Raw genomic sequence first — 22,115 nt, 5'->3', positions numbered from 1 at the left:
CTGCAACCGGCGCTCGTCTGATGTAAGAGATAAAGAAATCGATGAGCGAAGTAATCATGATTGTCTCTCCCGGCAAATGGGTATCCGAAGAGCAGTTAATTGCGCTGAAAGGAATAAAAAAAGGTACGTTAAAAAAGGCCCGGGAAAAATCGTTTATGGAAGGAAGGGAATATAAGCATGTCGCTCATGACGGTATGCCATGGGATAACAGTCCATGCTTTTACAACCTGGAAGAAATTGATCGCTGGATTGAGCGCCAGGCATCAGCAAGACCAAGACGTCATCTTACTTGACTAAAAGCCACACTAACTAATGAGAGAAGTTGAAATGAAATATCCGACAGGCGTGGAAAACCATGGAGGGAAATTACGTATCTGGTTTGTTTATAAAGGCGTAAGAGTCAGGGAAAACCTGGGGGTTCCTGACACAGCAAAAAACAGGCGCGTTGCAGGTGAGCTACGCGCCTCTGTTTGTTACGCAATAAAAACTGGTGTTTTCGACTATGCAAAACAGTTTCCCTCCTCACGCAATCTGGAAAAATTTGGTGAGACCCGACAAGATTTAACCATAAAAGAACTGGCTGAAAAATTTCTGGCACTGAAAGAAACTGAAGTCGCAAAAACATCACTCAACACATACCGTGCCGTCATCAAAAATATCCTGAGCATAATCGGTGAAAAAAATCTTGCCTCATCGATTAATAAAGAAAAATTACTGGAGGTTCGTAAAGAGCTACTGACTGGATACCAGATCCCCAAAAGTAACTATATTGTTACACAACCAGGGAGATCGGCTGTAACTGTAAATAATTACATGACAAATCTTAACGCCGTGTTCCAGTTTGGTGTTGATAACGGTTACCTGGCAGATAACCCGTTTAAGGGGATCTCGCCATTAAAGGAATCAAGAACCATTCCGGATCCTCTTTCGCGGGAGGAATTCATCCGTCTTATCGATGCGTGCAGAAATCAGCAAGCCAAAAATTTATGGTGTGTTTCTGTTTATACTGGCGTTCGCCCTGGTGAGCTGTGTGCACTTGGATGGGAGGACATAGATCTGAAAAATGGAACAATGATGATCAGGAGAAATTTAGCAAAAGACCGTTTCACGGTACCAAAAACACAGGCGGGAACCAATCGGGTCATTCATCTTATTAAGCCAGCAATCGACGCTCTCCGGAGTCAGATGACATTAACGAGACTGAGCAAAGAGCATATCATTGATGTTCACCTCAGAGAGTATGGCAGAACAGAAAAACATAAATGCACCTTTGTTTTTCAACCTGAAGTGTCAGCGAGAGTAAAAAATTATGGTGACCATTTTACCGTTGACTCAATAAGGCAGATGTGGGACGCAGCGATAAAACGTGCCGGACTCCGCCATCGAAAATCATATCAGTCGAGACATACTTATGCCTGCTGGTCGCTGACAGCTGGTGCTAACCCGGCATTTATAGCAAACCAGATGGGCCATGCAGATGCGCAAATGGTATTTCAGGTATACGGAAAATGGATGTCTGAAAACAATAATGCACAGGTAGCTTTGTTAAATACACAGTTAAGCGAGTTTGCCCCAACCATGCCCCATAACGAAGCAATGAAAAATTAATTTAATATTTATCAAATAGTTAACACGCATGGCTCTTGAAATCCATAAATTCAAGTGCCGTACCTAACCATCCTGATACCGCTGCCTTCACTAAATCCTTAGTGCTTCTTTCATGTTTTTCTATTGTCATAATTATTATCTCTAAATAAGAGGTAAGATGCGTACTGCTTATCCGCTGTTATTGATATTATTCAGAAAAAGTGAGTAAAACTTTGCAGCAATGCTTTTGATCATTTTCAAATAATGAAATAGCATCAGCGACATGTTGATAATCAAAGGTATGAATAATTAATTTATCAGGGTTAATTAAACCTTTGCTTAGCCAGTCGATAACCACCGGAAATTTATTGGCATTTAACCGAGAAGAAAAAATAGAGAGTTCCTTGCCGGTAATTCCCTGTTGAATAACTTCAGACGGCTCACTGGAGAATCCCATTAACACAATTCGTGCCGCAGGAGATGCCAGCATAACCGCTTCTTTCAGAATTGATGGATGACAAGCGGCATCAATAATTAATGTTGGTTTAATACCCTTTTCAGCGAATATTTCGCCAAGCGGTGTCTGGCTGTTATTAATCGCCCAATCTGCTCCGCTCTCTTTCGCTTTGTCCAGTCGTTCATCAATGCGATCGGCAACAATCACATTTTTAACGTTATAGACCCCCTTTAATACCTGAACAATAGTCAGACCAATTGGACCTGCGCCATAAACCAGCACGGTGTCATCTTCAGTCGGTTGACCGTGTCCGGTAACGTTCGCCGCAATGGTAAAGGGTTCGATCATTACCGCGAATTTATCAGCCACTGCATCGGGAATTTTCCACGCGTTTTTTGCCGGAACTACCGCATATTCGCTAAAACCGCCGTCGGTGTGAACACCTAATACTGCTAGCGTTGTGCAGACGTTCGGCTTACCAATTGAACACGGATAACAATGTCCGCAACTGACTACCGGATCTACCGCAACACGTTCGCCAACTCTGGTGTTCACTACGCCTTCACCTACGGCATCAATCACGCCAAAAAACTCGTGCCCAATGACGCGCGGATATTTCGCAAATGGATTATGACCGCGATAAATATGACTATCCGATCCACAAATCCCGGCGAGTTTCACTTTTACTCGCACTTCACCCGCTGATGGGGTAGGTATTTCCCGTTCGATAATCGCCAGTTGATTCGGTTTTTCAATTAAGATGCTTTTCATTATTTTACTCCTTACCAGTTCCATAACGTGCCATCTTCCAGACGTGCGACTGGCAGATAAGCAGGTTCGTAGGGATATTTCGCCGCCAGCTTTTCATCGAACTCGATGCCAATACCTGGCTTGTCACCCGGATGCATATAGCCGTTATCGAAGCTCCAGTTGTGCGGGAACACTTCGAGCATTTGTTCTGAGTAGCCCATGTATTCTTGTACGCCAAAATTCGGCACCCACAGGTCAAAGTGCAAAGCCGCAGCCATGCAGACTGGTGACAAATCGGAAGGGCCGTGTGAGCATGTGCGCACCTGATAAAGCGAAGCAAAATCCGCAATCCGACGCATACCGGTAATGCCGCCTGCATGGGTCAGCGTGGTACGGATATAGTCGATAAGTTGCTCTTCAATGAGCTGTTTACAGTCCCAAATGCTATTGAAGACTTCACCCACCGCAATTGGCGTGACGGTATGTTGGCGAATCAGACGGAAACACTCCTGGTTTTCTGCGGGGGTCGGATCTTCCATCCAGAACATGCGAAAATCTTCAATGCTTTTACCAAAGCGCGCCGCTTCAATAGGCGTTAAGCGATGATGCATGTCATGCAGCAAATGTTCATCAAAACCAAACTTGTTACGTACCGCGTCGAACAGTTTTGGCATGAAGTCGAGATATTTTTCCGTTGACCACAACTGCTCTTCTGGCCACTGCCCTTTGGTCGCAGGTTCATAGGCCTGCCCTTTTCCTTTGGACATACCGTAAGTCGTTTTCATGCCAGGAATACCGCACTGCACGCGGATGGCCTTGAATCCCAGTTCCTGATGACGGGCATAATCATCCAGTGCCTCATCAATACTGTGACCGGTGGTATGGCAATAGACCATCACCCCTTCGCGAGACGCGCCGCCGAGTAACTGGTAAAGCGGCATGTTGGCAGCTTTGGCTTTAATGTCCCATAGCGCCATATCAACGGCTGAAATGGCCGACATAGTCACCGGGCCGCGACGCCAGTAAGCACCTTTATAGAAAAACTGCCAGATATCTTCGATACGGTGGGCATCGCGGCCTATAAGTTGCGGACACAGGTGATCCTGCAAATAGGACGCAACGGAAAGCTCGCGTCCGTTGAGAGTGGCATCACCAAGACCGGTAATACCGTCCTCGGTGGTGATTTTTAAGGTGACGAAATTACGCCCCGGACAGGTAACAAAAACTTCAGCCCCTACAATCTTCATGTTCTATTCCTTGCATCGCTTATCGTGATGCATGAAATCTACGCAACTGAGCTACTACCATACAAGTATGAAGATCAAAAAAAGCCAGAACGATCACAAAAAAAAGCGCATATTTGCGCCATGAATAGTTCTAAAAATAGTCAAAGCTTATTGTTTTTCAGTGCCCTGAAAACGCGTATGTCATTGATAATAAAATATCTTATAGACCAGAAAAATCAGGCACGTCCCCAGCCAGCAACAATAATCAACATACCGCAAAGCGCAATTATCGCGCCTGTCCAGTCGTAGAGACTGAGCTTCACCCCATCCACCACACGCAGCCAAATCAACGCCGTACAGACATAAACGCCACCATAAGCCGCATAAACTCGCCCACTTGCTGCGGGATGTAACGTTAACAGCCAGACAAACAGCGCCAGGGAAATCCCCGCCGGAACCAACAGCCAGACGCTGGCATTTCGTTTCAGCCATAACCAGGGTAAAAAGCAACCCATGATTTCACACAGGGCAGTAACAAAAAACAGTAATGTTGTTTTAATCATCTTTGTCACTTATTGACATCATGTATATTTATAGGGCGACATAATATCATCAACATATACATCCTTCTGTTACGTTTCGTGTTCACAGTGGATCGTGTAAAATCGCCTTTAATCATTCATACAAGGAATGAATCATGAATATCACTCTCTGCAAAAAACTCAGCCTGCTCGCTTTTCTGCTGCCTTGCGCACTGGCATTTAGCGCAACTACTCATGCAGAAACTAACAAACTGGTGATTGAATCTGGCGACAGCGCACAGAGTCGCCAGCAGGCGGCGATGGAAAAAGAGCAATGGAATGACACGCGTAATCTGCGTCAGAAAGTCAACAAACGCACCGAGAAAGAATGGGATAAAGCTGACGCCGCATTCGATAACCGCGATAAATGTGAGCAGAGTGCCAACATTAATGCCTACTGGGAGCCGAATACTTTACGCTGTCTGGACCGTCGTACTGGCCGCGTAATCATCCCCTAACCTGTTATTGATATAAGGAATGTAAGGACACGTTATGACAAGCGCCCACAGTGTTAAGCTACGTCCGCTGGAGCGTGAAGATTTACGCTATGTGCATCAACTCGACAATAACGCCAGCGTAATGCGTTACTGGTTTGAGGAACCCTACGAAGCCTTCGTTGAACTCTCTGATCTGTACGATAAACATATTCACGATCAGAGTGAACGCCGTTTCGTCGTGGAATGTGATGGCGAAAAAGCCGGTCTGGTAGAGCTGGTGGAAATTAACCACGTCCATCGCCGCGCTGAATTTCAGATAATCATCTCCCCGGAATACCAGGGTAAAGGTCTGGCAACCCGCGCCGCGACATTAGCGATGGATTATGGCTTCACTGTTCTTAATCTCTATAAACTTTATCTGATCGTCGATAAAGAGAATGAAAAAGCGATTCATATTTACCGTAAGCTCGGTTTTACGGTCGAAGGTGAACTGATGCATGAATTCTTTATTAACGGTCAATATCGCAATGCCATTCGCATGTGCATATTCCAGCATCAGTATCTGGCGGAACATAAAACGCAGGGGCAGACTCTACTGAAACCGACCGCGCAATAGCATTAATAATAATCAATGGTATTTTTGAGAGCCTGTTTAAGATTCTGTGTAAATGCCTTTTCTCAGAAGTGACCGTCCAGGCGGTCACCGAACTCGATAATAAAGCGGCTCATTGCCATTCGCCAGTCCTTCAACGGCATCGTCCATTTCTGGGACGCAGACTGGATTGCCAGCCACACCACTTTTTTCACCGAGTCGTCTGTCGGGAACACTTTACGCTTTTTGAGCGCATGGCGGATCACGCTGTTTAGCGACTCGATGGCATTCGTCGTATAGATCACTTTGCGGATGTCCGTTGGATAAGCGAAGAACGTGGCAAGATTCGGCCAGTTAGCCTGCCAGCTTCGGCTTATCTGAGGATAGCGACAGTCCCAGGCCGCAGCGAACGCTTCCAGTGCCTGCTGGCCTGCCTCTTCCGTGGGAGCCTGATAAATCGCTTTCAGGTCGCGAGTGACGGCTTTGTAGTCCTTCCATGACACGAAGCGCAGGCTGTTGCGCACCATATGCACGATGCATAACTGGATGCGGGCCTTCGGATATACTGTGTTGATGGCATCCGGGAAGCCTTTCAGGCCATCCACACAGGCGATGAGGATATCGTTCAGACCGCGGTTTTTCAGTTCAGTCAGCACATTGAGCCAGAACTTCGCCCCTTCATTTTCGGCCAGCCACATACCCAGCAGTTCTTTCTGACCTTCGATATTGATGCCCAGTGCCAGGAACACCGATTTGTTGATGACGCGACTGTCCTGCCGAACTTTCAGGACGATACAGTCAAGATAAACAATGGGGTAAACAGCATCCAGTGGTCGGTTTTGCCATTCTACAACCTGCTCCATCACGGCATCGGTAACCTTTGATATCAGTGCCGGTGAAACATCTGCGTCATACAGTTCTTTGAACGCAGCAGCTATCTCACGGGTGGTCATCCCTTTGGCATACAACGAGAGGATCTGGTTATCCATCCCGGTAATACGGGTCTGATTTTTCTTTACCAGTTGTGGTTCGAAGGTACCGTCACGATCGCGCGGAGTACGCAGTTCCAGTGGACCGTCGCCTGTGATAACGGTCTTTGTGGAAAAACCGTTGCGGGAGTTAGCTCCTGGTCTGGACTGATTTTTCTCATACCCAGGATGGTGTGTCATCTCTGCATTGAGAGCGGCTTCAACGCTGAGCTTTTTCAGCAGCCGATCAAACTGACTGAGGTCTTCAGGGGTTTTGAGGTTTTTGGCCAGTTCGTTAGCCAGAGCCTGTAACTGTTTTTCGTCCATAAATTAACCTTCATTTGATGCTGGATTGAACATATCAAAATCAGGCAATTACACAAATCTATGTACAGGCTCAACGTCTCCGGTTTTTTGTGCTTAACTCCGGCCTTAATTGGTCGCCGGATATTCCTGAATCGTAACCTGCAACGTTAACTGCTTATCGTCACGCATCACTACAACCGGGATCACCGAACCAGGGCGAATTTCTGCTACCTGATCCATCGTCTCCAGAGCAGAGATGGCCGGTTTGTTATCCACAGAGATAATCAGATCGTTGACCTGGATACCCGCGTTAGCTGCCGGGCCATCAGGTGACACTTCATTAACCACGATCCCTTGCAGTTGATCGATGCCGCCACCCTGGGCGTGCAGAGGAGCAATCTCGCGTCCACCGATACCAATGTAGCCACGGATCACGCGACCATCGCGGATCAACTTATCCATAATTTTGGTCGCTAACTGGAAGGGAATTGCAAAGCCGATACCTTCCGGCGTTGCGCCATCGTTACTCTTATCAAACGACAGCGTGTTGATGCCCATCAATTCGCCCAGCGAGTTAACCAGCGCGCCGCCGGAGTTACCGTGGTTAATGGAGGCATCGGTTTGCAGGAAGTTTTGCCGTCCGGTTGGGTTCAGGCCGATTCGACCCGTGGCGCTGATAATCCCCTGAGTAATGGTTTGTCCGAGGTTGTACGGGTTACCGATCGCCAGCACCACATCGCCAATGTGCGGTACGCGACGAGCATTAATTGGGATAGTGGGTAAACCGCCAGTGGCATTAATTTTAAGCACTGCCAGATCGGTCAGAGAGTCAGATCCCACCAGTAACGCTTCAAAAACACGACCATCCTGTAAGGCGACGATGATCTGATCGGCGTCGTTGATCACGTGTTTGTTGGTGATGATATAACCGCGTTGATCCATGATCACACCAGATCCCAGCGTGCGGATCTCAAGCTGATTGTGTGAGGTCGTATTTAAACCACGGTTATAGACGTTGACTACTGCTGGCGCAGCGCGGCGAACCGCCAGATTATAGCTGGCAGGCGTCTCATCGGTACTGTCGAATTGCGGCGTGGAAAGCGGGTTAATGCTGCGCAGCGAAGGCATGGCAACCAGCAGAATAGCGCCGACAATTAATCCAATCGCAACGGAACGTAAGAGCTTCACAAACATGATGGAGGCGTCGTTAATAAAGGGAACGGCAGCAGCATACCACGAGTTAACCGGACATCACACGTCAGCCTGATGCCCGGTTTGCGACATTAACGCATTAGTAAGTAGATGCTTTCATTGCCGCGTACAATCTGCAGGGCGATGATGGCCGGTTTGGTTGCCAGCACTTTGCGCATTTCAGCAATTGAGTTCACCCGATCGCGGTTTACGCCAATGATCACATCGTCTTTTTGCAAACCAGCCTGGGCGGCAGGGCTACCCTTAACTACTTCATCGATCTTAATGCCTTTGCTGCCATCTTTTAGCTGACCATCGCTCAACGTTGCGCCTTCCAGCGCTGGTGTGATCATCTCAGCACTGGCGGATGATGACGAGCTGGTATCGAGGGTCACTTCCACTTCCAGCGGCTTGCCGTTACGCAGCAGACCGAGCTTCACTTTCGTGCCCGGCTCGGTGGTCGCGATGCGCGAACGCAACTCGGCAAAGCTATTAAGTGGTTTGCCATTGAGGCTGGTAATAATATCTCCCGCTTTCACGCCCGCTTTTGCTGAGCCAGAACCTGGTAGCACTTCGCTGACAAATGCTCCGCGTTGTACGTCAAGGTTGAAGGCTTTAGCGATATCGGCACTCATCTCTGTACCTTTGATACCTAACAGGCCGCGTTTGATTTCACCGAAGTCGATAAGTTGCTGTGCCAGGGTGCGGGCCATATTACTCGGAATGGCAAAACCAATCCCGACGCTACCACCGCCAGGAGCAAGGATTGCTGTGTTGATACCAATTAATTCACCGTTAAGGTTTAACAGCGCACCGCCGGAGTTACCACGGTTAATGGAGGCATCGGTCTGGATAAAGTTTTCCAGACCTTCAAGATTCAACCCGCTGCGACCTAATGCGGAAACAATCCCGGAGGTAGCGGTTTGCCCGAGTCCAAACGGGTTACCGACCGCGACAGCAAAATCACCGACGCGCAGTTTATCGGAGTCGGCAATGGCGATCTGCGTTAACTTGCCAGGATTCTGGATTTGCAGCAGGGCAATGTCGCTCTGGTCATCGCCGCCAATCAGCTTCGCATCAAACTCACGCCCGTCATTGAGCTGAATACTGATTTTCTGCGCCTGATTAATGACATGGTTGTTGGTCAGCACATAACCTTTACTGGCATTGATAATGACGCCGGAGCCTAAACCTTCGAAGGGTTGCGCTGGTTGATCCGGTAAATCATCACCAAAAAACTTTTTGAATTCTTCCGGAATTTTCTGCTCCTGGCTGGCGGTTCCTTCGACTCGAACGCTTACTACCGCGGGAAGCACTTTTTCCAGCATCGGGGCCAGACTGGGCAGTGGCGCTTGACCGGCAACCTGAGCGGGAATCGATGCGATGGTCTGAAACGGCGCCGAGAGAGTTAACCCGACACTTAACGCTAATGCACTCAACAGCTGGGTTTGTTTTTTCATTTATTCCTGCTCTCGTACCTGAATGATAAGAAAAAAAGATTCAAAACAGTTTGATGTTATTGAATTTTCAGATGGCTAACAATGAGACATCAAATTAAATGATAGTCGGAGGCGGGAGAAGAGGAGGGCGCAATGGCTGCGCCCGAAAAATAAATTAGTCGCGCTTCGCGCCAGTACGCAGCAGACCGGATGCGCCTTCAGAATAGTCACGCGGCATCTGCACTGGAGCCTGATCGTTGCCGGCTTCAGACTCGGCCAGACGATTGCGGAACGGGTTGGCTTCTGCGGACAGTTCCGGTAGCAGGCTGCTGGAGCTTTTCGCCATGTGTTGATATAGCTGGCGATAGTCGTGCGCCATGGTATCCAGCAATTCCGCACTGCGGGCAAAGTGGTTAACCAGCTCTTCGCGATACTCGTCCAGTTCAGCTTTATTTTTTTCCAGTTCGTACTGTAACGCCTGTTGCTGGCGTAACTTGCGATTACCAAAACGCATGGCCACAGCACCAATAATGATGCCGACGACTAACCCAATTAGCGCATATTCCCAGGTCATGAACATCTCCCGTTGTCTTTTGTTTCCGTAGGGTGTTGGCTTCAGGCTCCATGCCTGCGGCTGATTATGCCACTATAACCGTTAATTCCACAGAAGTGGAATCCCGACTGCATATCGCGTAGTGTAGAACGGCCTTTTTTTCGTCAACCGTGAACAACGGTACACCGATTATTCAAGGAATAACAATAACATCATGCAAAGCGTTACCCCGACATCGCAATACCTGAAGGCGCTCAATGAAGGCAGCCATCAACCCGACGACGTACAAAAAGAGGCTGTCAGTCGCCTGGAAATTATTTATCAGGAACTCATCAGTAGCACGCCGCCAGCCGCCAGGGTGAGCGGGATAATGGCGCGGGTCGGTAAGCTGTGGGGTAAACGTGAAGATACAAGCAACGCGCCGGTGCGTGGCTTATATATGTGGGGCGGTGTAGGACGTGGAAAAACCTGGTTGATGGATCTGTTCTATCAAAGTTTGCCGGGAGAGCGAAAACAGCGCCTGCACTTTCACCGTTTTATGCTACGTGTGCATGAAGAATTAACCACATTGCAGGGGCAGAGCGATCCGCTGGAAATTATTGCTGATCGTTTCAAAGCTGAAACCGATGTGCTCTGTTTTGACGAATTTTTTGTCTCGGATATTACCGATGCTATGCTGCTGGGCGGCCTGATGAAAGCGTTGTTTGCTCGCGGTATAACGCTGGTGGCGACGTCAAATATTCCGCCGGATGAACTTTATCGAAATGGTTTACAACGTGCGCGTTTTCTTCCGGCTATCGACGCCATTAAACAGCATTGTGATGTGATGAACGTCGATGCTGGCGTTGATTATCGGCTGCGCACGCTCACTCAGGCGCATCTGTGGCTGTCGCCGCTCAATGATGAAACGCGTGAACAGATGGATAAGCTGTGGCTGGCACTGGCAGGTGCAAAACGAGAACAATCCCCCACACTGGAAATCAATCATCGACCGCTGGCGACAATGGGCGTAGAAAACCAGACACTGGCAGTGTCATTTACCACGCTGTGCGTCGATGCCCGTAGCCAGCATGACTATATTGCGCTCTCACGTCTGTTTCACACGGTGATGTTGTTTGATGTGCCTGTCATGACGCGGTTGATGGAGAGCGAAGCGCGGCGTTTTATTGCGCTGGTGGATGAGTTTTACGAGCGCCACGTCAAGCTGGTGGTGAGCGCGGAAGTCCCTTTGTACGAAATTTATCAGGGCGAGCGACTAAAGTTTGAGTTTCAGCGCTGTCTGTCACGTTTGCAGGAAATGCAAAGCGAAGAGTATTTGACGCGTGAGCATTTGGCGTAATTTATGCCATACGTCTTATCCTGACAGCGTACAAACAACCGCGTCATTGCTGATAAAACCTGCCACAAATCACAAAAAGGGGTCGATCTTTGACCCCGACTTCTCTATAATCCTGCGACCCCACGTTACAAGAAAGTTTTTTTCCCAAAACTTTTTGTGTGCTGGCATAGGCTATTCGAAGGGGTAGGTTTGCCGGACTTTGTCGTGTGAACCTCAACAATTGAAGACGTTTGGGTGTTCACCAACGTGTAACTATTTATTGGGTAAGCTTTTAATGAAAACTTTTACAGCTAAACCAGAAACCGTAAAACGCGACTGGTATGTTGTTGACGCGACCGGTAAAACTCTGGGCCGTCTGGCTTCCGAACTGGCTCTGCGCCTGCGCGGTAAGCATAAAGCGGAATACACTCCGCACGTAGATACTGGTGATTACATCATCGTTCTGAACGCTGACAAAGTTGCTGTAACCGGCAACAAGCGTACTGACAAAGTGTACTATCACCACACCGGTCACATCGGTGGTATCAAACAAGCGACCTTTGAAGAGATGATTGCTCGCCGTCCTGAGCGTGTGATTGAAATCGCGGTTAAAGGCATGTTGCCAAAAGGCCCGCTGGGTCGTGCTATGTTCCGTAAACTGAAAGTTTACGCGGGTAACGAGCACAACCACGCGGCACAGCAACCGCAAGTTCTTGACATCTAATCGGGATTATAGGCAATGGCTGAAAATCAATACTACGGCACTGGTCGCCGCAAAAGTTCCGCAGCTCGCGTTTTCATCAAACCGGGCAACGGCAAAATCGTTATCAACCAACGTTCTCTGGAACAGTACTTCGGTCGTGAAACTGCCCGCATGGTAGTTCGTCAGCCGCTGGAACTGGTCGACATGGTTGAGAAACTGGATCTGTACATCACCGTTAAAGGTGGTGGTATCTCTGGTCAGGCTGGTGCGATCCGTCACGGTATCACCCGCGCTCTGATGGAGTACGACGAGTCCCTGCGTTCTGAACTGCGTAAAGCTGGCTTCGTTACTCGTGACGCTCGTCAGGTTGAACGTAAGAAAGTCGGTCTGCGTAAAGCACGTCGTCGTCCGCAGTTCTCCAAACGTTAATTGCTTTCTGCTTCGGCAGAATACAATTTGCGAAAAAACCCGCTCCGGCGGGTTTTTTTATAGCTTAAGTCTGAATCTGTGTAAAAACAGAAAACGTGCTTTTTACTGCCACCCAACAGGTGGTAAAGGCAAAAACAACATCGCTGATAAGGGATTAAGTCAACCATTTCAGACTAAGAAACATCTCTTTTTCCCCATTTCCGGCATCGACTTACCACAAAGGTCGCAAAATCTGGTAAACTATCATCCAATTTTCTGCCCAAATGTCGAGTATTGCTCATTTTTTGTTTGATTTTCGAACAGTGAAGGCAATTCCTCATTGGGTAACATAACTTCTGACCGGCCACTTGGTGGCTGGTAGCAGTAAAAATTCTGACTATACCTGGAGGTTTTCATGGCTGTCGCTGCCAACAAACGTTCGGTAATGACGCTGTTTTCCGGTCCTACTGACATCTATAGCCATCAGGTCCGCATTGTGCTGGCTGAGAAAGGTGTAAGTTTCGAGATCGAACACGTGGAAAAGGACAATCCGCCTCAGGATCTGATTGACCTCAACCCGAATCAGAGCGTTCCGACCCTGGTGGATCGTGAGCTGACCCTGTGGGAATCTCGCATCATTATGGAATACCTGGATGAGCGTTTCCCGCATCCGCCACTGATGCCTGTTTACCCGGTAGCTCGCGGTGAAAGCCGTCTGTACATGCACCGCATCGAAAAAGACTGGTACACGCTGATGAACACCATCATCAACGGTTCAGCCTCTGAAGCGGATGCCGCACGTAAGCAACTGCGCGAAGAACTGCTGGCCATCGCGCCGGTCTTCGGTCAGAAACCGTACTTCCTGAGCGATGAGTTCAGCCTGGTCGATTGCTACCTTGCTCCGCTGCTGTGGCGTCTGCCGCAACTGGGCATCGAGTTCAGCGGCCCGGGTGCGAAAGAGCTGAAAGGCTATATGACTCGTGTCTTTGAGCGTGACTCTTTCCTTGCTTCTTTAACTGAAGCAGAACGTGAAATGCGTCTGGGCCGGAGTTAATCTGTATGGATTTGTCACAGCTAACACCACGTCGTCCCTATCTGCTGCGTGCATTCTATGAGTGGTTGCTGGATAACCAGCTCACGCCGCACTTGGTGGTGGATGTGACGCTCCCTGGCGTGCAGGTTCCTATGGAATATGCGCGTGACGGGCAAATCGTACTCAATATTGCGCCGCGTGCAGTTGGTAATCTGGAACTGGCGAATGATGAAGTGCGCTTTAACGCGCGCTTTGGTGGCATTCCGCGCCAGGTTTCAGTACCGCTGGCTGCCGTGCTGGCTATCTACGCCCGCGAAAATGGCGCAGGAACGATGTTCGAGCCTGAAGCTGCCTACGACGAAGATGCCAGCATTATGAATGATGATGAAGCATCGGCAGATAATGAAACCGTTATGTCGGTTATTGACGGCGATAAGCCAGATCACGATGATGACCATCATCCTGACGATGAACCTCCGCAGCCCCCCCGCGGTGGTCGCCCGGCATTGCGGGTTGTGAAATAAATGATAAACAGGCCCATGTGGCCTGTTTTGCTATCTACCTTCTTTTCGCCTGATTTTAATACTGTGTTACGATAACTTCGCTATTATCCGTCAACATATTTTCCCAGAAGAGCCCTATGAACGCATTTGATCCGCAAGCAGAAGATTCTCCGGCTACTATCGGTCGTAACTTGCGTCGTCGTCCGCTGGCGCGTAAAAAACTCTCCGAAATGGTGGAAGAAGAGCTGGAGCAGATGATCCGCCGTCGCGAATTTGGCGAAGGTGAGCAACTGCCGTCTGAACGCGAACTTATGGCGTTCTTTAACGTTGGGCGTCCTTCGGTGCGTGAAGCGCTGGCGGCGTTAAAGCGCAAAGGTTTGGTACAAATTAATAACGGCGAACGCGCTCGCGTCTCGCGTCCTTCCGCGGATACCATCATTGGTGAGCTATCCGGTATGGCGAAAGATTTCCTTTCCCATCCTGGTGGGATAGCCCATTTCGAACAACTACGTCTATTCTTTGAGTCCAGCCTGGTGCGTTATGCGGCTGAACATGCCACCGATGAACAAATCGATTTGTTGGCAAAAGCACTGGAAATCAACAGTCAATCTCTGGATAACAACGCTGCGTTCATTCGTTCAGACGTTGATTTCCACCGCGTACTGGCGGAGATCCCTGGCAACCCGATCTTTATGGCGATCCACGTTGCTCTGCTTGACTGGCTGATCGCAGCTCGTCCGACAGTAGCTGACCAGGCGCTACACGAACATAACAACGTTAGTTATCAGCAACATATTGCGATCGTTGATGCGATCCGGCGTCACGATCCCGACGAAGCCGATCGCGCATTGCAATCGCATCTCAACAGCGTCTCTGCCACCTGGCACGCCTTCGGGCAGACCGCAAACAAAAAGAAATAATGCCACTTTAGTGAAGCAGATCGCATTATAAGCGTTCTGTATGATGTGTTGCTTATTTGATCTGGTATAACAGGTATAAAGGTATATCGTTTTTAACAGGCAAGCATCACTTCAGAGGTATTTATGGCAACGAATTTACGTGGCGTAATGGCCGCACTCCTGACTCCTTTTGACCAACAACAAGCGCTGGATAAAGCGAGTCTGCGCCGCCTGGTTCAGTTCAATATTCAGCAGGGCATCGACGGCCTGTACGTAGGTGGTTCAACCGGTGAAGCCTTTGTGCAGAGCCTTTCCGAGCGTGAACAGGTACTGGAGATTGTCGCTGAAGAAGCAAAAGGCAAGATTAAACTTATCGCTCACGTAGGTTGCGTCAGCACTGCGGAAAGCCAGCAACTTGCGGCATCTGCTAAACGTTATGACTTTGATGCTGTCTCTGCGGTCACGCCGTTCTACTATCCTTTCAGCTTTGAAGAACACTGCGATCACTACCGGGCAATCATTGATTCGGCGGATGGTTTGCCGATGGTGGTGTACAACATTCCGGCACTGAGCGGTGTAAAACTGAGTCTGGATCAGATCAACACCCTGGTTACGCTGCCAGGCGTAGGGGCGTTGAAACAGACCTCTGGCGATCTCTATCAGATGGAACAGATCCGTCGCGAACATCCGGATCTGGTGCTCTATAACGGTTACGACGAAATCTTCGCCTCCGGCCTGCTGGCGGGCGCAGACGGTGGTATTGGCAGTACTTACAACATTATGGGATGGCGTTATCAGGGTATCGTGAAGGCGCTGAAAGAAGGGGATATCCAGACCGCGCAGAAACTGCAAACCGAATGTAATAAAGTCATTGATTTACTGATTAAAACGGGCGTATTCCGCGGTCTGAAAACCGTTCTGCACTATATGGATGTGGTGTCTGTGCCGCTGTGTCGCAAACCGTTTGGTCCGGTGGATGAAAAATATCTGCCAGAACTGAAGGCGCTGGCCCAGCAGTTGATGCAAGAGCGCGGGTGAGTTCTTTTCCCTCACCCGCCCCTACCGGGTGAGGGGAAATAACCGCATCTGTACCCTACAACTTTCATACCAAAGCGTGTGGGCATCGCCCACCGCGGGAGACTCACAATGAGTACAACGATCCAGAATATCCCGTGGTATCGCCATCTCAACCGTGCACAATGGCGGGCATTTTCCGCTGCCTGGTTGGGATACCTGCTTGATGGTTTTGATTTCGTTTTAATTGCCCTGGTACTTACCGAAGTACAGGGTGAGTTTGGGCTGACGACGGTACAGGCAGCAAGCCTGATCTCCGCAGCCTTCATCTCTCGCTGGTTCGGCGGCCTGATGCTTGGCGCTATGGGCGACCGCTACGGACGTCGACTGGCAATGGTCACCAGTATTGTTCTCTTTTTTGCCGGTACACTGGCTTGCGGCTTTGCGCCTGGCTACATCACTATGTTTATCGCGCGTCTGGTGATCGGTATGGGGATGGCGGGTGAATACGGCTCCAGCGCTACTTATGTGATTGAAAGCTGGCCAAAACACTTGCGCAACAAAGCCAGTGGTTTTCTGATTTCAGGCTTCTCCGTGGGGGCTGTAGTTGCCGCTCAGGTTTACAGTCTGGTGGTTCCGGTCTGGGGCTGGCGTGCGCTGTTCTTTATCGGCATTTTACCCATCATCTTCGCTCTCTGGCTGCGTAAAAACATCCCGGAAGCGGAAGACTGGAAAGAGAAGCACGCAGGTAAAGCGCCGGTACGCACGATGGTGGATATTCTTTATCGCGGTGAACATCGCATCGCCAATATTGTGATGACGCTGGCAGCGGCTACTGCGCTGTGGTTCTGCTTTGCCGGTAACCTGCAAAATGCCGCAATCGTCGCTGTTCTCGGGCTGTTATGTGCTGCGATCTTTATTAGCTTTATGGTTCAGAGTACGGGCAAGCGCTGGCCAACGGGCGTGACGCTGATGGTGGTTGTGTTGTTTGCTTTCCTTTACTCATGGCCGATTCAGGCGCTGCTGCCGACGTATCTGAAAACCGATTTGGCGTATGACCCACATACGGTCGCCAATGTCCTGTTCTTTAGTGGCTTTGGTGCGGCAGTTGGCTGCTGCGTTGGTGGCTTCCTCGGTGACTGGCTGGGAACGCGCAAAGCCTACGTTTGTAGCCTGCTGGCCTCGCAATTGCTGATTATTCCGGTATTTGCGATTGGCGGTGCAAACGTCTGGGTACTCGGTCTGTTACTGTTCTTCCAGCAAATGCTTGGTCAGGGGATCTCCGGGATCTTGCCGAAACTGATCGGCGGTTATTTTGATACCGACCAGCGAGCGGCGGGACTGGGCTTTACCTACAACGTTGGTGCATTGGGTGGTGCACTGGCACCGATCATTGGTGCGCTGATTGCTCAACGCCTGGACCTGGGGACGGCTCTGGGATCGCTCTCGTTCAGCCTGACGTTTGTGGTGATCCTGCTGATTGGTCTGGATATGCCCTCCCGGGTTCAGCGCTGGTTGCGCCCGGAAGCATTGCGTACTCATGACTCCATCGACGGCAAACCATTCAGCGGTGCGGTGCCGTTTGGCAACACCAAAGATGATTTAGTCAAAACCAAAAGTTAATCCTGTAGCCCGGTTCTGAACCGGGCCTTTCGCGAAGGGAAGAAGTATGTCGTTACTTGCACAACTGGATCAAAAAATCGCCGCTAATGGTGGCCTGATTGTCTCCTGCCAGCCGGTTCCTGACAGCCCGCTCGATAAACCCGAAATCATCGCAGCTATGGCATTAGCGGCAGAGCAGGCCGGTGCGGTTGCTATTCGTATAGAAGGAGTGGCAAACCTGAAAGCCACTCGTGCGGTAGTGAGCGTGCCGATTATCGGGATTGTGAAACGCGATCTGGAGGATTCGCCGGTACGTATTACCGCCTACATTGAAGATGTTGATGCGCTGGCACAGGCGGGCGCGGACATTATCGCGATTGATGGCACCGATCGCCCGCGTCCGGTGCCTGTTGAAACACTGTTGGCACGTATTCACCATCACGGATTGCTGGCGATGACCGACTGCTCAACGCCGGAAGACGGCCTGGCTTGCCAAAAACTGGGTGCTGAGATTATTGGCACGACGCTTTCTGGCTATACCACGCCTGAAACCCCGGAAGAGCCTGATCTGGCGCTGGTGAAAACGTTGAGCGATGCCGGATGTCGGGTGATTGCCGAAGGGCGATACAACACGCCAGCGCAGGCGGCAGATGCCATGCGTCATGGCGCATGGGCGGTGACAGTCGGTTCAGCCATTACGCGTCTTGAGCACATTTGCCAGTGGTACAACACAGCGATGAAAAAGGCGGTGCTATGACCATACTGGCGATTGATATCGGCGGTACTAAACTTGCTGCCGCGCTGATTGGTGCTGACAGGCAGATCCGCGATCGCCGTGAACTCCCCACGCCTGCCAGCCAGACACCGGAAGCATTGCGTGAAGCCTTAGCCACATTAGTCGCACCGTTGCAAGCTCATGCGCAGCAGGTGGCCATCGCTTCAACCGGGATAATCCGCAACGGCAGCCTGCTGGCGCTAAATCCACATAATCTCGGCGGATTGCTGCACTTTCCGCTAGTCAAAACGCTGGAACAGCTTACCGACTTGCCGACGATTGCCATTAACGACGCACAGGCCGCAGCGTGGGCAGAGTATCAGGCGCAGGAGAGGGATATTACCGACATGGTGTTTATCACTGTTTCCACTGGTGTTGGCGGTGGGGTAGTCAGCGACGGCAAACTGCTTACTGGCTCAGGCGGCCTGGCGGGGCATATTGGACATACGCTGGCTGATCCTCATGGTCCAGTCTGCGGTTGTGGACGTGTCGGCTGTGTGGAAGCGATTGCTTCCGGTCGTGGCATTGCGGCTGCGGCGCAGGGTGAGCTGGCGGGGGCGAATGCGAAAACCATTTTTACGCGCGCCGGTCAGGGCGACGAACATGCACAGCAACTGATTCACCGCTCCGCACATGCGCTGGCAAGACTGATTGCCGATGTTAAAGCTACGACCGATTGCCAGTGCGTGGTGGTCGGTGGCAGCGTCGGGTTGGCAGAAGGGTATCTGGCGCTGGTGGAAACGTATCTGGCGCAGGAGCCAGCGGCATTTCATGTTGAGTTACTGGCGGCGCACTACCGCCACGATGCAGGCTTACTTGGGGCTGCGTTGTTGGCCCAGGGAGAAAAATTATGATGATGGGTGAAGTACAGTCATTACCATCTGCCGGTTTGCATCCGGTATTGATGGATGCGTTAACGCTGGCGTTAACCGCCTGCCCACAAGAGAAATCGCCAGGTCGTTATGAACTGCGCGGCGATGATATCTTTATGAATGTGATGACATTTTCTACTCAGCCCGCAGAGAGTAAAAAAGCGGAACTACATACGCAATATGTTGATATTCAGCTTTTACTGAGTGGCGAAGAACGGATTAACTTCGGTGTCGCGGATTCCGCCCGTGCGTGCGAAGAGCTGCATGTGGAAGAGGATTATCAGCTTTGTAACGCCATTGAGAATGAACAAACCATTATCATGAAACCGGGGATGTTCGCCGTGTTTATGCCGGGAGAACCGCATAAGCCCGGGTGTATTGTTGAGTCCGTTGCTGAGATTAAGAAGGTGGTGGTGAAGGTGAATCGCCACATTCTTTAGCGCTATACTTTTAGCCCGGCTGAACCGGGCTTATTACTTTCTCAGGTTTGGGCGGAGCGCGATCACACCCCGACATTCCCGACCTACAACTCTTCCATCAGATACTGAAAATAACACTCGGTCGTAAATTGCCCCGTACCCGCCGTATTTACTTCAACCGCAATATTACTTAGCGTCTGGTCGTAAGGCGAACTGTCAGCGACGACCGCCGTGACGTTACTGTTGCCACCCTCGACATTTGTGCATCCCTGGCTCGTTAATTTGGTCATCTCACTGACATAACGACAGTAGCTGCCACGCGCATCATTCAGGTTACCATCACACAATTTGCCGCTTTCCATCAGATAGGTCGGCAGGTTGGCATGAACGACGCCCCCCGTTGAAGCGATTTTGAGTAACATGTCATTCTGGACGCGATCTTTACTCCAGGAAATATCAAATGACGCCACAGGAACGGTGGGGCAGATGGAACCATGGGAGACTGGGCCGTTATAGATACCGTGTATGCCTGCTGATGTTGCCCAGATATTCGCTATCCATGGGCAGCCGTAGGAGTCTGTACCCGTATCAACGTTAATTTTATACCAGGCGCAATTCCACCCATCCGGCATTGGGCCGCAAAGATCTTTATCGACGTTGGTATTATCATAATCAGTTATGGTAATCGTAGGATTCGGCGGAAGAGGGCCCGGCCCGCTGGTGAGGTTCCAGGTGGTCAGGTGATAGGGGATACCTGCCACAAGTGAGGATTGTCTCAGTTCACCGGTAAACAGACCATTTGGTGTCAGGATGGTCATATGGAGTACCAGACCGATGCGACTGCCGTCGTCCATGCCATAATATAACGTCTGGCTGTTGAAGGAGACTTTGAGATTAGGTTTGGCCATGCTGCTGTTAGCAAATCCTATCGCTAATAACAAAAAGAGTAAAAACGAAGATATTTTTTTCATATCAGAAATACTCAAAAGTGGCGGTCATACTGGCGGAGAACTCGCCTGGTACAATCGTGACGCCGGGTTCAACCTGAAGCCAGGCATTGAAATTAAGCGTGGTATTCGGGGCGGTAAGCGGGAATGTCACCCCCGCAGTGCTATTAACCGGTACGGCGGTTCCGTTACTTGTTTCAATCCCAATACCGACCCCGCTGGCGCGTGAGCCCGGGGTGAGCGCGAGGAAACCCGCCGCCAACAGTGGGTCTTCAGTGCCGGAAAATGTCACCTTGACGTTTTGTAGCGAACTTTCACAGTTCGCCAGTTTCAGCGTCACCGGCACGCGCGCCGACTGCCCGCTGGCCTGTAAATCTGCCGCATCCGCAGGCGGAAAGATGATTTCTTCCATCGCGGTTCCGACAATGACCGGCGAACAGGAACCCGCCAGCAGGTTACCCGTGAAGTGGACGTTGTTCGCCGCATGAGCCGACGCCGCTAACATCCCGCACAGCGACAGCATCGATACTATTCGTTTCATCATTTTGCTCCCTGCTGTTATTGGTAATCCACGCGTAGCGTCGCCCAAGCCTCGAAATTCTGTTCGCTGAGGTTTGCGCTGACGCTTTTTACGGGTGCGGCTTCCAGAACGGGCAAATTTGCCTCATCGACAGTAATGGTGCTGCCGGGCTTAAAGGGCTTACTGTTTTCCCAGATTTTGATCCCTAATCCGTCGGTATTGGTTTTGATGGCGGCGTCGTCAAAGTCCACGACATCTCCTGTTAGCGTCAGGGTCATTGCCATCGAATTATCGCGGACGCTTGAGTCGCAGGTAATTTTGTACTCCAGCGGCTGCCTGTAATTGTTGCCATCGATTCGCGTGATGATCACATCACGGAAATTGACGTCTATTCTGGCGTTGTTGCTGATGGTGCAAACAGGCGGCGTCACCAGGTGGCCAATAAAGGTCAGATTATCGGCATGACACAGGCTGCATGCGGCTAAAAGTATCGCGCATCCGATTGTTTTCATTGATAATCCACCACCAGTGTCGCCCCTGCGGTAAAGTCGCCTGAACTGAGCGTTGTCGCTGAATTTTTTACTGGCGTTGCTTCCAGCGCCGGGCCGCTGCCTGAAAAATTAAAATGGAACCAGGATGTGCTCCCTGGCTCGAGGAGGGTATGTTCATTCACCGTACGGACCCGTATTCCCAGCCCATCCACATTCGTTTTCAGTACCGACTCGCCGTTGATGGTGACAACCGTACCCTGCAACTGCATTTTCAGTGCATCCACAATTCGCTTATCACAATTCAGGCTGTAACCCACCGTTTGGGTATAGTTTGTGCCGTCGATTTTGGTGGTGAGCACATCGTTAAAGTTCACCGTTCCGCCGGTGACGGTACAAGGTGGCGGTGCGTCGACGGCGATACGTAACGTCATTTTTACGCTTTTATTCCCTGCACATACCGATGCACTCAGTAGCATCAGAGCGCTCAATGACAGTGAAAGTGGGGCACTGTTTCGCCTTCTCAT

At 50.3% G+C, this 22,115-nt stretch carries 26 protein-coding genes; 15 read left to right on the top strand and 11 right to left on the bottom strand.

The genetic code is table 11. The features are described 5' to 3' along the window. The first annotated feature begins 41 nt into the window (after positions 1-41). Both C1192_RS13980 and C1192_RS13975 read left to right on the top strand, forming a co-directional pair. The gene (locus tag C1192_RS13980; protein ID WP_000005552.1) at positions 42-293 is read left to right on the top strand and encodes an excisionase family protein; all 252 of its coding nucleotides are present in this window, start codon (positions 42-44) and stop codon (positions 291-293) included. A gap of 34 nt (positions 294-327) precedes the next feature. Then, positions 328-1,608, top strand: coding sequence for a tyrosine-type recombinase/integrase (locus C1192_RS13975; protein ID WP_000876986.1), 1,281 nt, complete (start codon positions 328-330; stop codon positions 1,606-1,608). A gap of 187 nt (positions 1,609-1,795) precedes the next feature. On the opposite strand, the gene C1192_RS13965 is transcribed toward C1192_RS13975, so the two are convergent. The 3 genes from C1192_RS13965 to C1192_RS13955 all read right to left on the bottom strand — a co-directional run bounded on the left by C1192_RS13965 (position 1,796) and on the right by C1192_RS13955 (position 4,583). Beyond that, the gene (locus tag C1192_RS13965; protein WP_038354786.1) at positions 1,796-2,815 is read right to left on the bottom strand and encodes a Zn-dependent oxidoreductase; all 1,020 of its coding nucleotides are present in this window, start codon (positions 2,813-2,815) and stop codon (positions 1,796-1,798) included. An 11-nt stretch (positions 2,816-2,826) separates the two neighbouring features. Next, complete coding sequence (gene rspA, locus C1192_RS13960; RefSeq protein ID WP_038354787.1) at positions 2,827-4,041, bottom strand: starvation-sensing protein RspA; 1,215 nt, start codon at positions 4,039-4,041, stop codon at positions 2,827-2,829. Between the two features lie 215 nt (positions 4,042-4,256). Continuing rightward, positions 4,257-4,583 (bottom strand): YnfA family protein, encoded by a 327-nt coding sequence (locus tag C1192_RS13955; RefSeq protein ID WP_001516354.1) that lies wholly within the window; start codon positions 4,581-4,583, stop codon positions 4,257-4,259. A gap of 134 nt (positions 4,584-4,717) precedes the next feature. Here C1192_RS13955 and C1192_RS13950 point away from each other — a divergent pair, with 134 nt between their 5' ends. After that, positions 4,718-5,059, top strand: a complete 342-nt coding sequence (locus C1192_RS13950; protein ID WP_001027860.1) for a DUF1283 family protein — start codon at positions 4,718-4,720, stop codon at positions 5,057-5,059. Between the two features lie 34 nt (positions 5,060-5,093). Beyond that, entirely contained in the window at positions 5,094-5,654 is a 561-nt protein-coding gene (gene speG, locus C1192_RS13945) for a spermidine N1-acetyltransferase (protein ID WP_000199502.1), read from the top strand. 62 nt (positions 5,655-5,716) lie between these two features. Here speG and C1192_RS13940 read toward each other — a convergent pair whose 3' ends face one another. From C1192_RS13940 to zapG, 4 genes are all read right to left on the bottom strand, one after another. Then, positions 5,717-6,925, bottom strand: coding sequence for an IS256-like element IS1414 family transposase (locus C1192_RS13940; RefSeq protein WP_103194764.1), 1,209 nt, complete (start codon positions 6,923-6,925; stop codon positions 5,717-5,719). 105 nt (positions 6,926-7,030) lie between these two features. Next, positions 7,031-8,098 carry an outer membrane-stress sensor serine endopeptidase DegS gene (gene degS, locus C1192_RS13935; protein WP_038354557.1) on the bottom strand — a complete coding sequence of 356 codons (1,068 nt, stop codon included), beginning with the start codon at positions 8,096-8,098 and terminating at the stop codon, positions 7,031-7,033. A gap of 89 nt (positions 8,099-8,187) precedes the next feature. After that, positions 8,188-9,555 (bottom strand): serine endoprotease DegQ, encoded by a 1,368-nt coding sequence (gene degQ / locus C1192_RS13930; RefSeq protein WP_038354556.1) that lies wholly within the window; start codon positions 9,553-9,555, stop codon positions 8,188-8,190. A gap of 154 nt (positions 9,556-9,709) precedes the next feature. Then, the gene (gene zapG / locus C1192_RS13925) at positions 9,710-10,108 is read right to left on the bottom strand and encodes a Z-ring associated protein ZapG (protein ID WP_001517182.1); all 399 of its coding nucleotides are present in this window, start codon (positions 10,106-10,108) and stop codon (positions 9,710-9,712) included. A 193-nt stretch (positions 10,109-10,301) separates the two neighbouring features. On the opposite strand from zapG, the gene zapE reads away from it, so the two are divergent. The 11 genes from zapE (at position 10,302) to nanQ (ending at position 19,654) form a co-directional block, all read left to right on the top strand. Next, positions 10,302-11,426 (top strand): cell division protein ZapE, encoded by a 1,125-nt coding sequence (gene zapE / locus C1192_RS13920; protein WP_001517181.1) that lies wholly within the window; start codon positions 10,302-10,304, stop codon positions 11,424-11,426. Between the two features lie 274 nt (positions 11,427-11,700). Further along, complete coding sequence (gene rplM, locus C1192_RS13915; protein WP_001517180.1) at positions 11,701-12,129, top strand: 50S ribosomal protein L13; 429 nt, start codon at positions 11,701-11,703, stop codon at positions 12,127-12,129. A gap of 15 nt (positions 12,130-12,144) precedes the next feature. Then, positions 12,145-12,537, top strand: a complete 393-nt coding sequence (gene rpsI, locus C1192_RS13910; protein ID WP_000829818.1) for a 30S ribosomal protein S9 — start codon at positions 12,145-12,147, stop codon at positions 12,535-12,537. A gap of 394 nt (positions 12,538-12,931) precedes the next feature. Then, positions 12,932-13,570: a stringent starvation protein SspA gene (gene sspA, locus C1192_RS13895; RefSeq protein WP_000257293.1), complete on the top strand. Its 639-nt coding sequence runs from the start codon at positions 12,932-12,934 to the stop codon at positions 13,568-13,570. Positions 13,571-13,575: 5 nt separating this feature from the next. Continuing rightward, positions 13,576-14,073: a ClpXP protease specificity-enhancing factor gene (sspB, locus tag C1192_RS13890; protein WP_000366123.1), complete on the top strand. Its 498-nt coding sequence runs from the start codon at positions 13,576-13,578 to the stop codon at positions 14,071-14,073. 116 nt (positions 14,074-14,189) lie between these two features. Further along, positions 14,190-14,972 carry a transcriptional regulator NanR gene (gene nanR, locus C1192_RS13885; RefSeq protein WP_000990909.1) on the top strand — a complete coding sequence of 261 codons (783 nt, stop codon included), beginning with the start codon at positions 14,190-14,192 and terminating at the stop codon, positions 14,970-14,972. Between the two features lie 123 nt (positions 14,973-15,095). Next, entirely contained in the window at positions 15,096-15,989 is an 894-nt protein-coding gene (nanA, locus tag C1192_RS13880; protein WP_038354555.1) for an N-acetylneuraminate lyase, read from the top strand. Positions 15,990-16,097: 108 nt separating this feature from the next. Further along, entirely contained in the window at positions 16,098-17,588 is a 1,491-nt protein-coding gene (gene nanT, locus C1192_RS13875) for a sialic acid transporter NanT (RefSeq protein ID WP_038354554.1), read from the top strand. 46 nt (positions 17,589-17,634) lie between these two features. After that, on the top strand, positions 17,635-18,324 hold the full coding sequence (locus C1192_RS13870; protein ID WP_038354553.1) for an N-acetylmannosamine-6-phosphate 2-epimerase: 690 nt from the start codon (positions 17,635-17,637) through the stop codon (positions 18,322-18,324). Continuing rightward, positions 18,321-19,196 carry an N-acetylmannosamine kinase gene (nanK, locus tag C1192_RS13865; RefSeq protein ID WP_038354552.1) on the top strand — a complete coding sequence of 292 codons (876 nt, stop codon included), beginning with the start codon at positions 18,321-18,323 and terminating at the stop codon, positions 19,194-19,196. Before C1192_RS13870 ends, nanK begins: the two co-directional genes overlap by 4 nt. Next, entirely contained in the window at positions 19,193-19,654 is a 462-nt protein-coding gene (gene nanQ / locus C1192_RS13860; RefSeq protein WP_001517178.1) for an N-acetylneuraminate anomerase, read from the top strand. The genes nanK and nanQ overlap by 4 nt, the downstream gene beginning before the upstream one ends. Positions 19,655-19,737: 83 nt before the next feature. On the opposite strand, the gene C1192_RS13855 is transcribed toward nanQ, so the two are convergent. Genes C1192_RS13855 through C1192_RS13840 form a run of 4 tightly spaced genes read right to left on the bottom strand, consistent with a single transcriptional unit; the run spans position 19,738 to position 22,115 of the window. Continuing rightward, on the bottom strand, positions 19,738-20,604 hold the full coding sequence (locus C1192_RS13855) for a StfH/YfcO family fimbrial adhesin (RefSeq protein ID WP_038354561.1): 867 nt from the start codon (positions 20,602-20,604) through the stop codon (positions 19,738-19,740). Between the two features lies 1 nt (position 20,605). Beyond that, positions 20,606-21,121, bottom strand: a complete 516-nt coding sequence (locus C1192_RS13850; RefSeq protein ID WP_038354560.1) for a fimbrial protein — start codon at positions 21,119-21,121, stop codon at positions 20,606-20,608. A 17-nt stretch (positions 21,122-21,138) separates the two neighbouring features. Then, entirely contained in the window at positions 21,139-21,612 is a 474-nt protein-coding gene (locus C1192_RS13845; protein ID WP_038354551.1) for a fimbrial protein, read from the bottom strand. Further along, positions 21,609-22,115: a fimbrial protein gene (locus tag C1192_RS13840; RefSeq protein WP_001517174.1), complete on the bottom strand. Its 507-nt coding sequence runs from the start codon at positions 22,113-22,115 to the stop codon at positions 21,609-21,611. The genes C1192_RS13845 and C1192_RS13840 overlap by 4 nt, the downstream gene beginning before the upstream one ends.

The organism is Escherichia marmotae (genome assembly GCF_002900365.1).
GTDB lineage: Bacteria > Pseudomonadota > Gammaproteobacteria > Enterobacterales > Enterobacteriaceae > Escherichia > Escherichia marmotae.
Note: the sequence above shows the minus strand (reverse complement) of the source record. Positions and strands in the feature narration are given on the sequence as shown.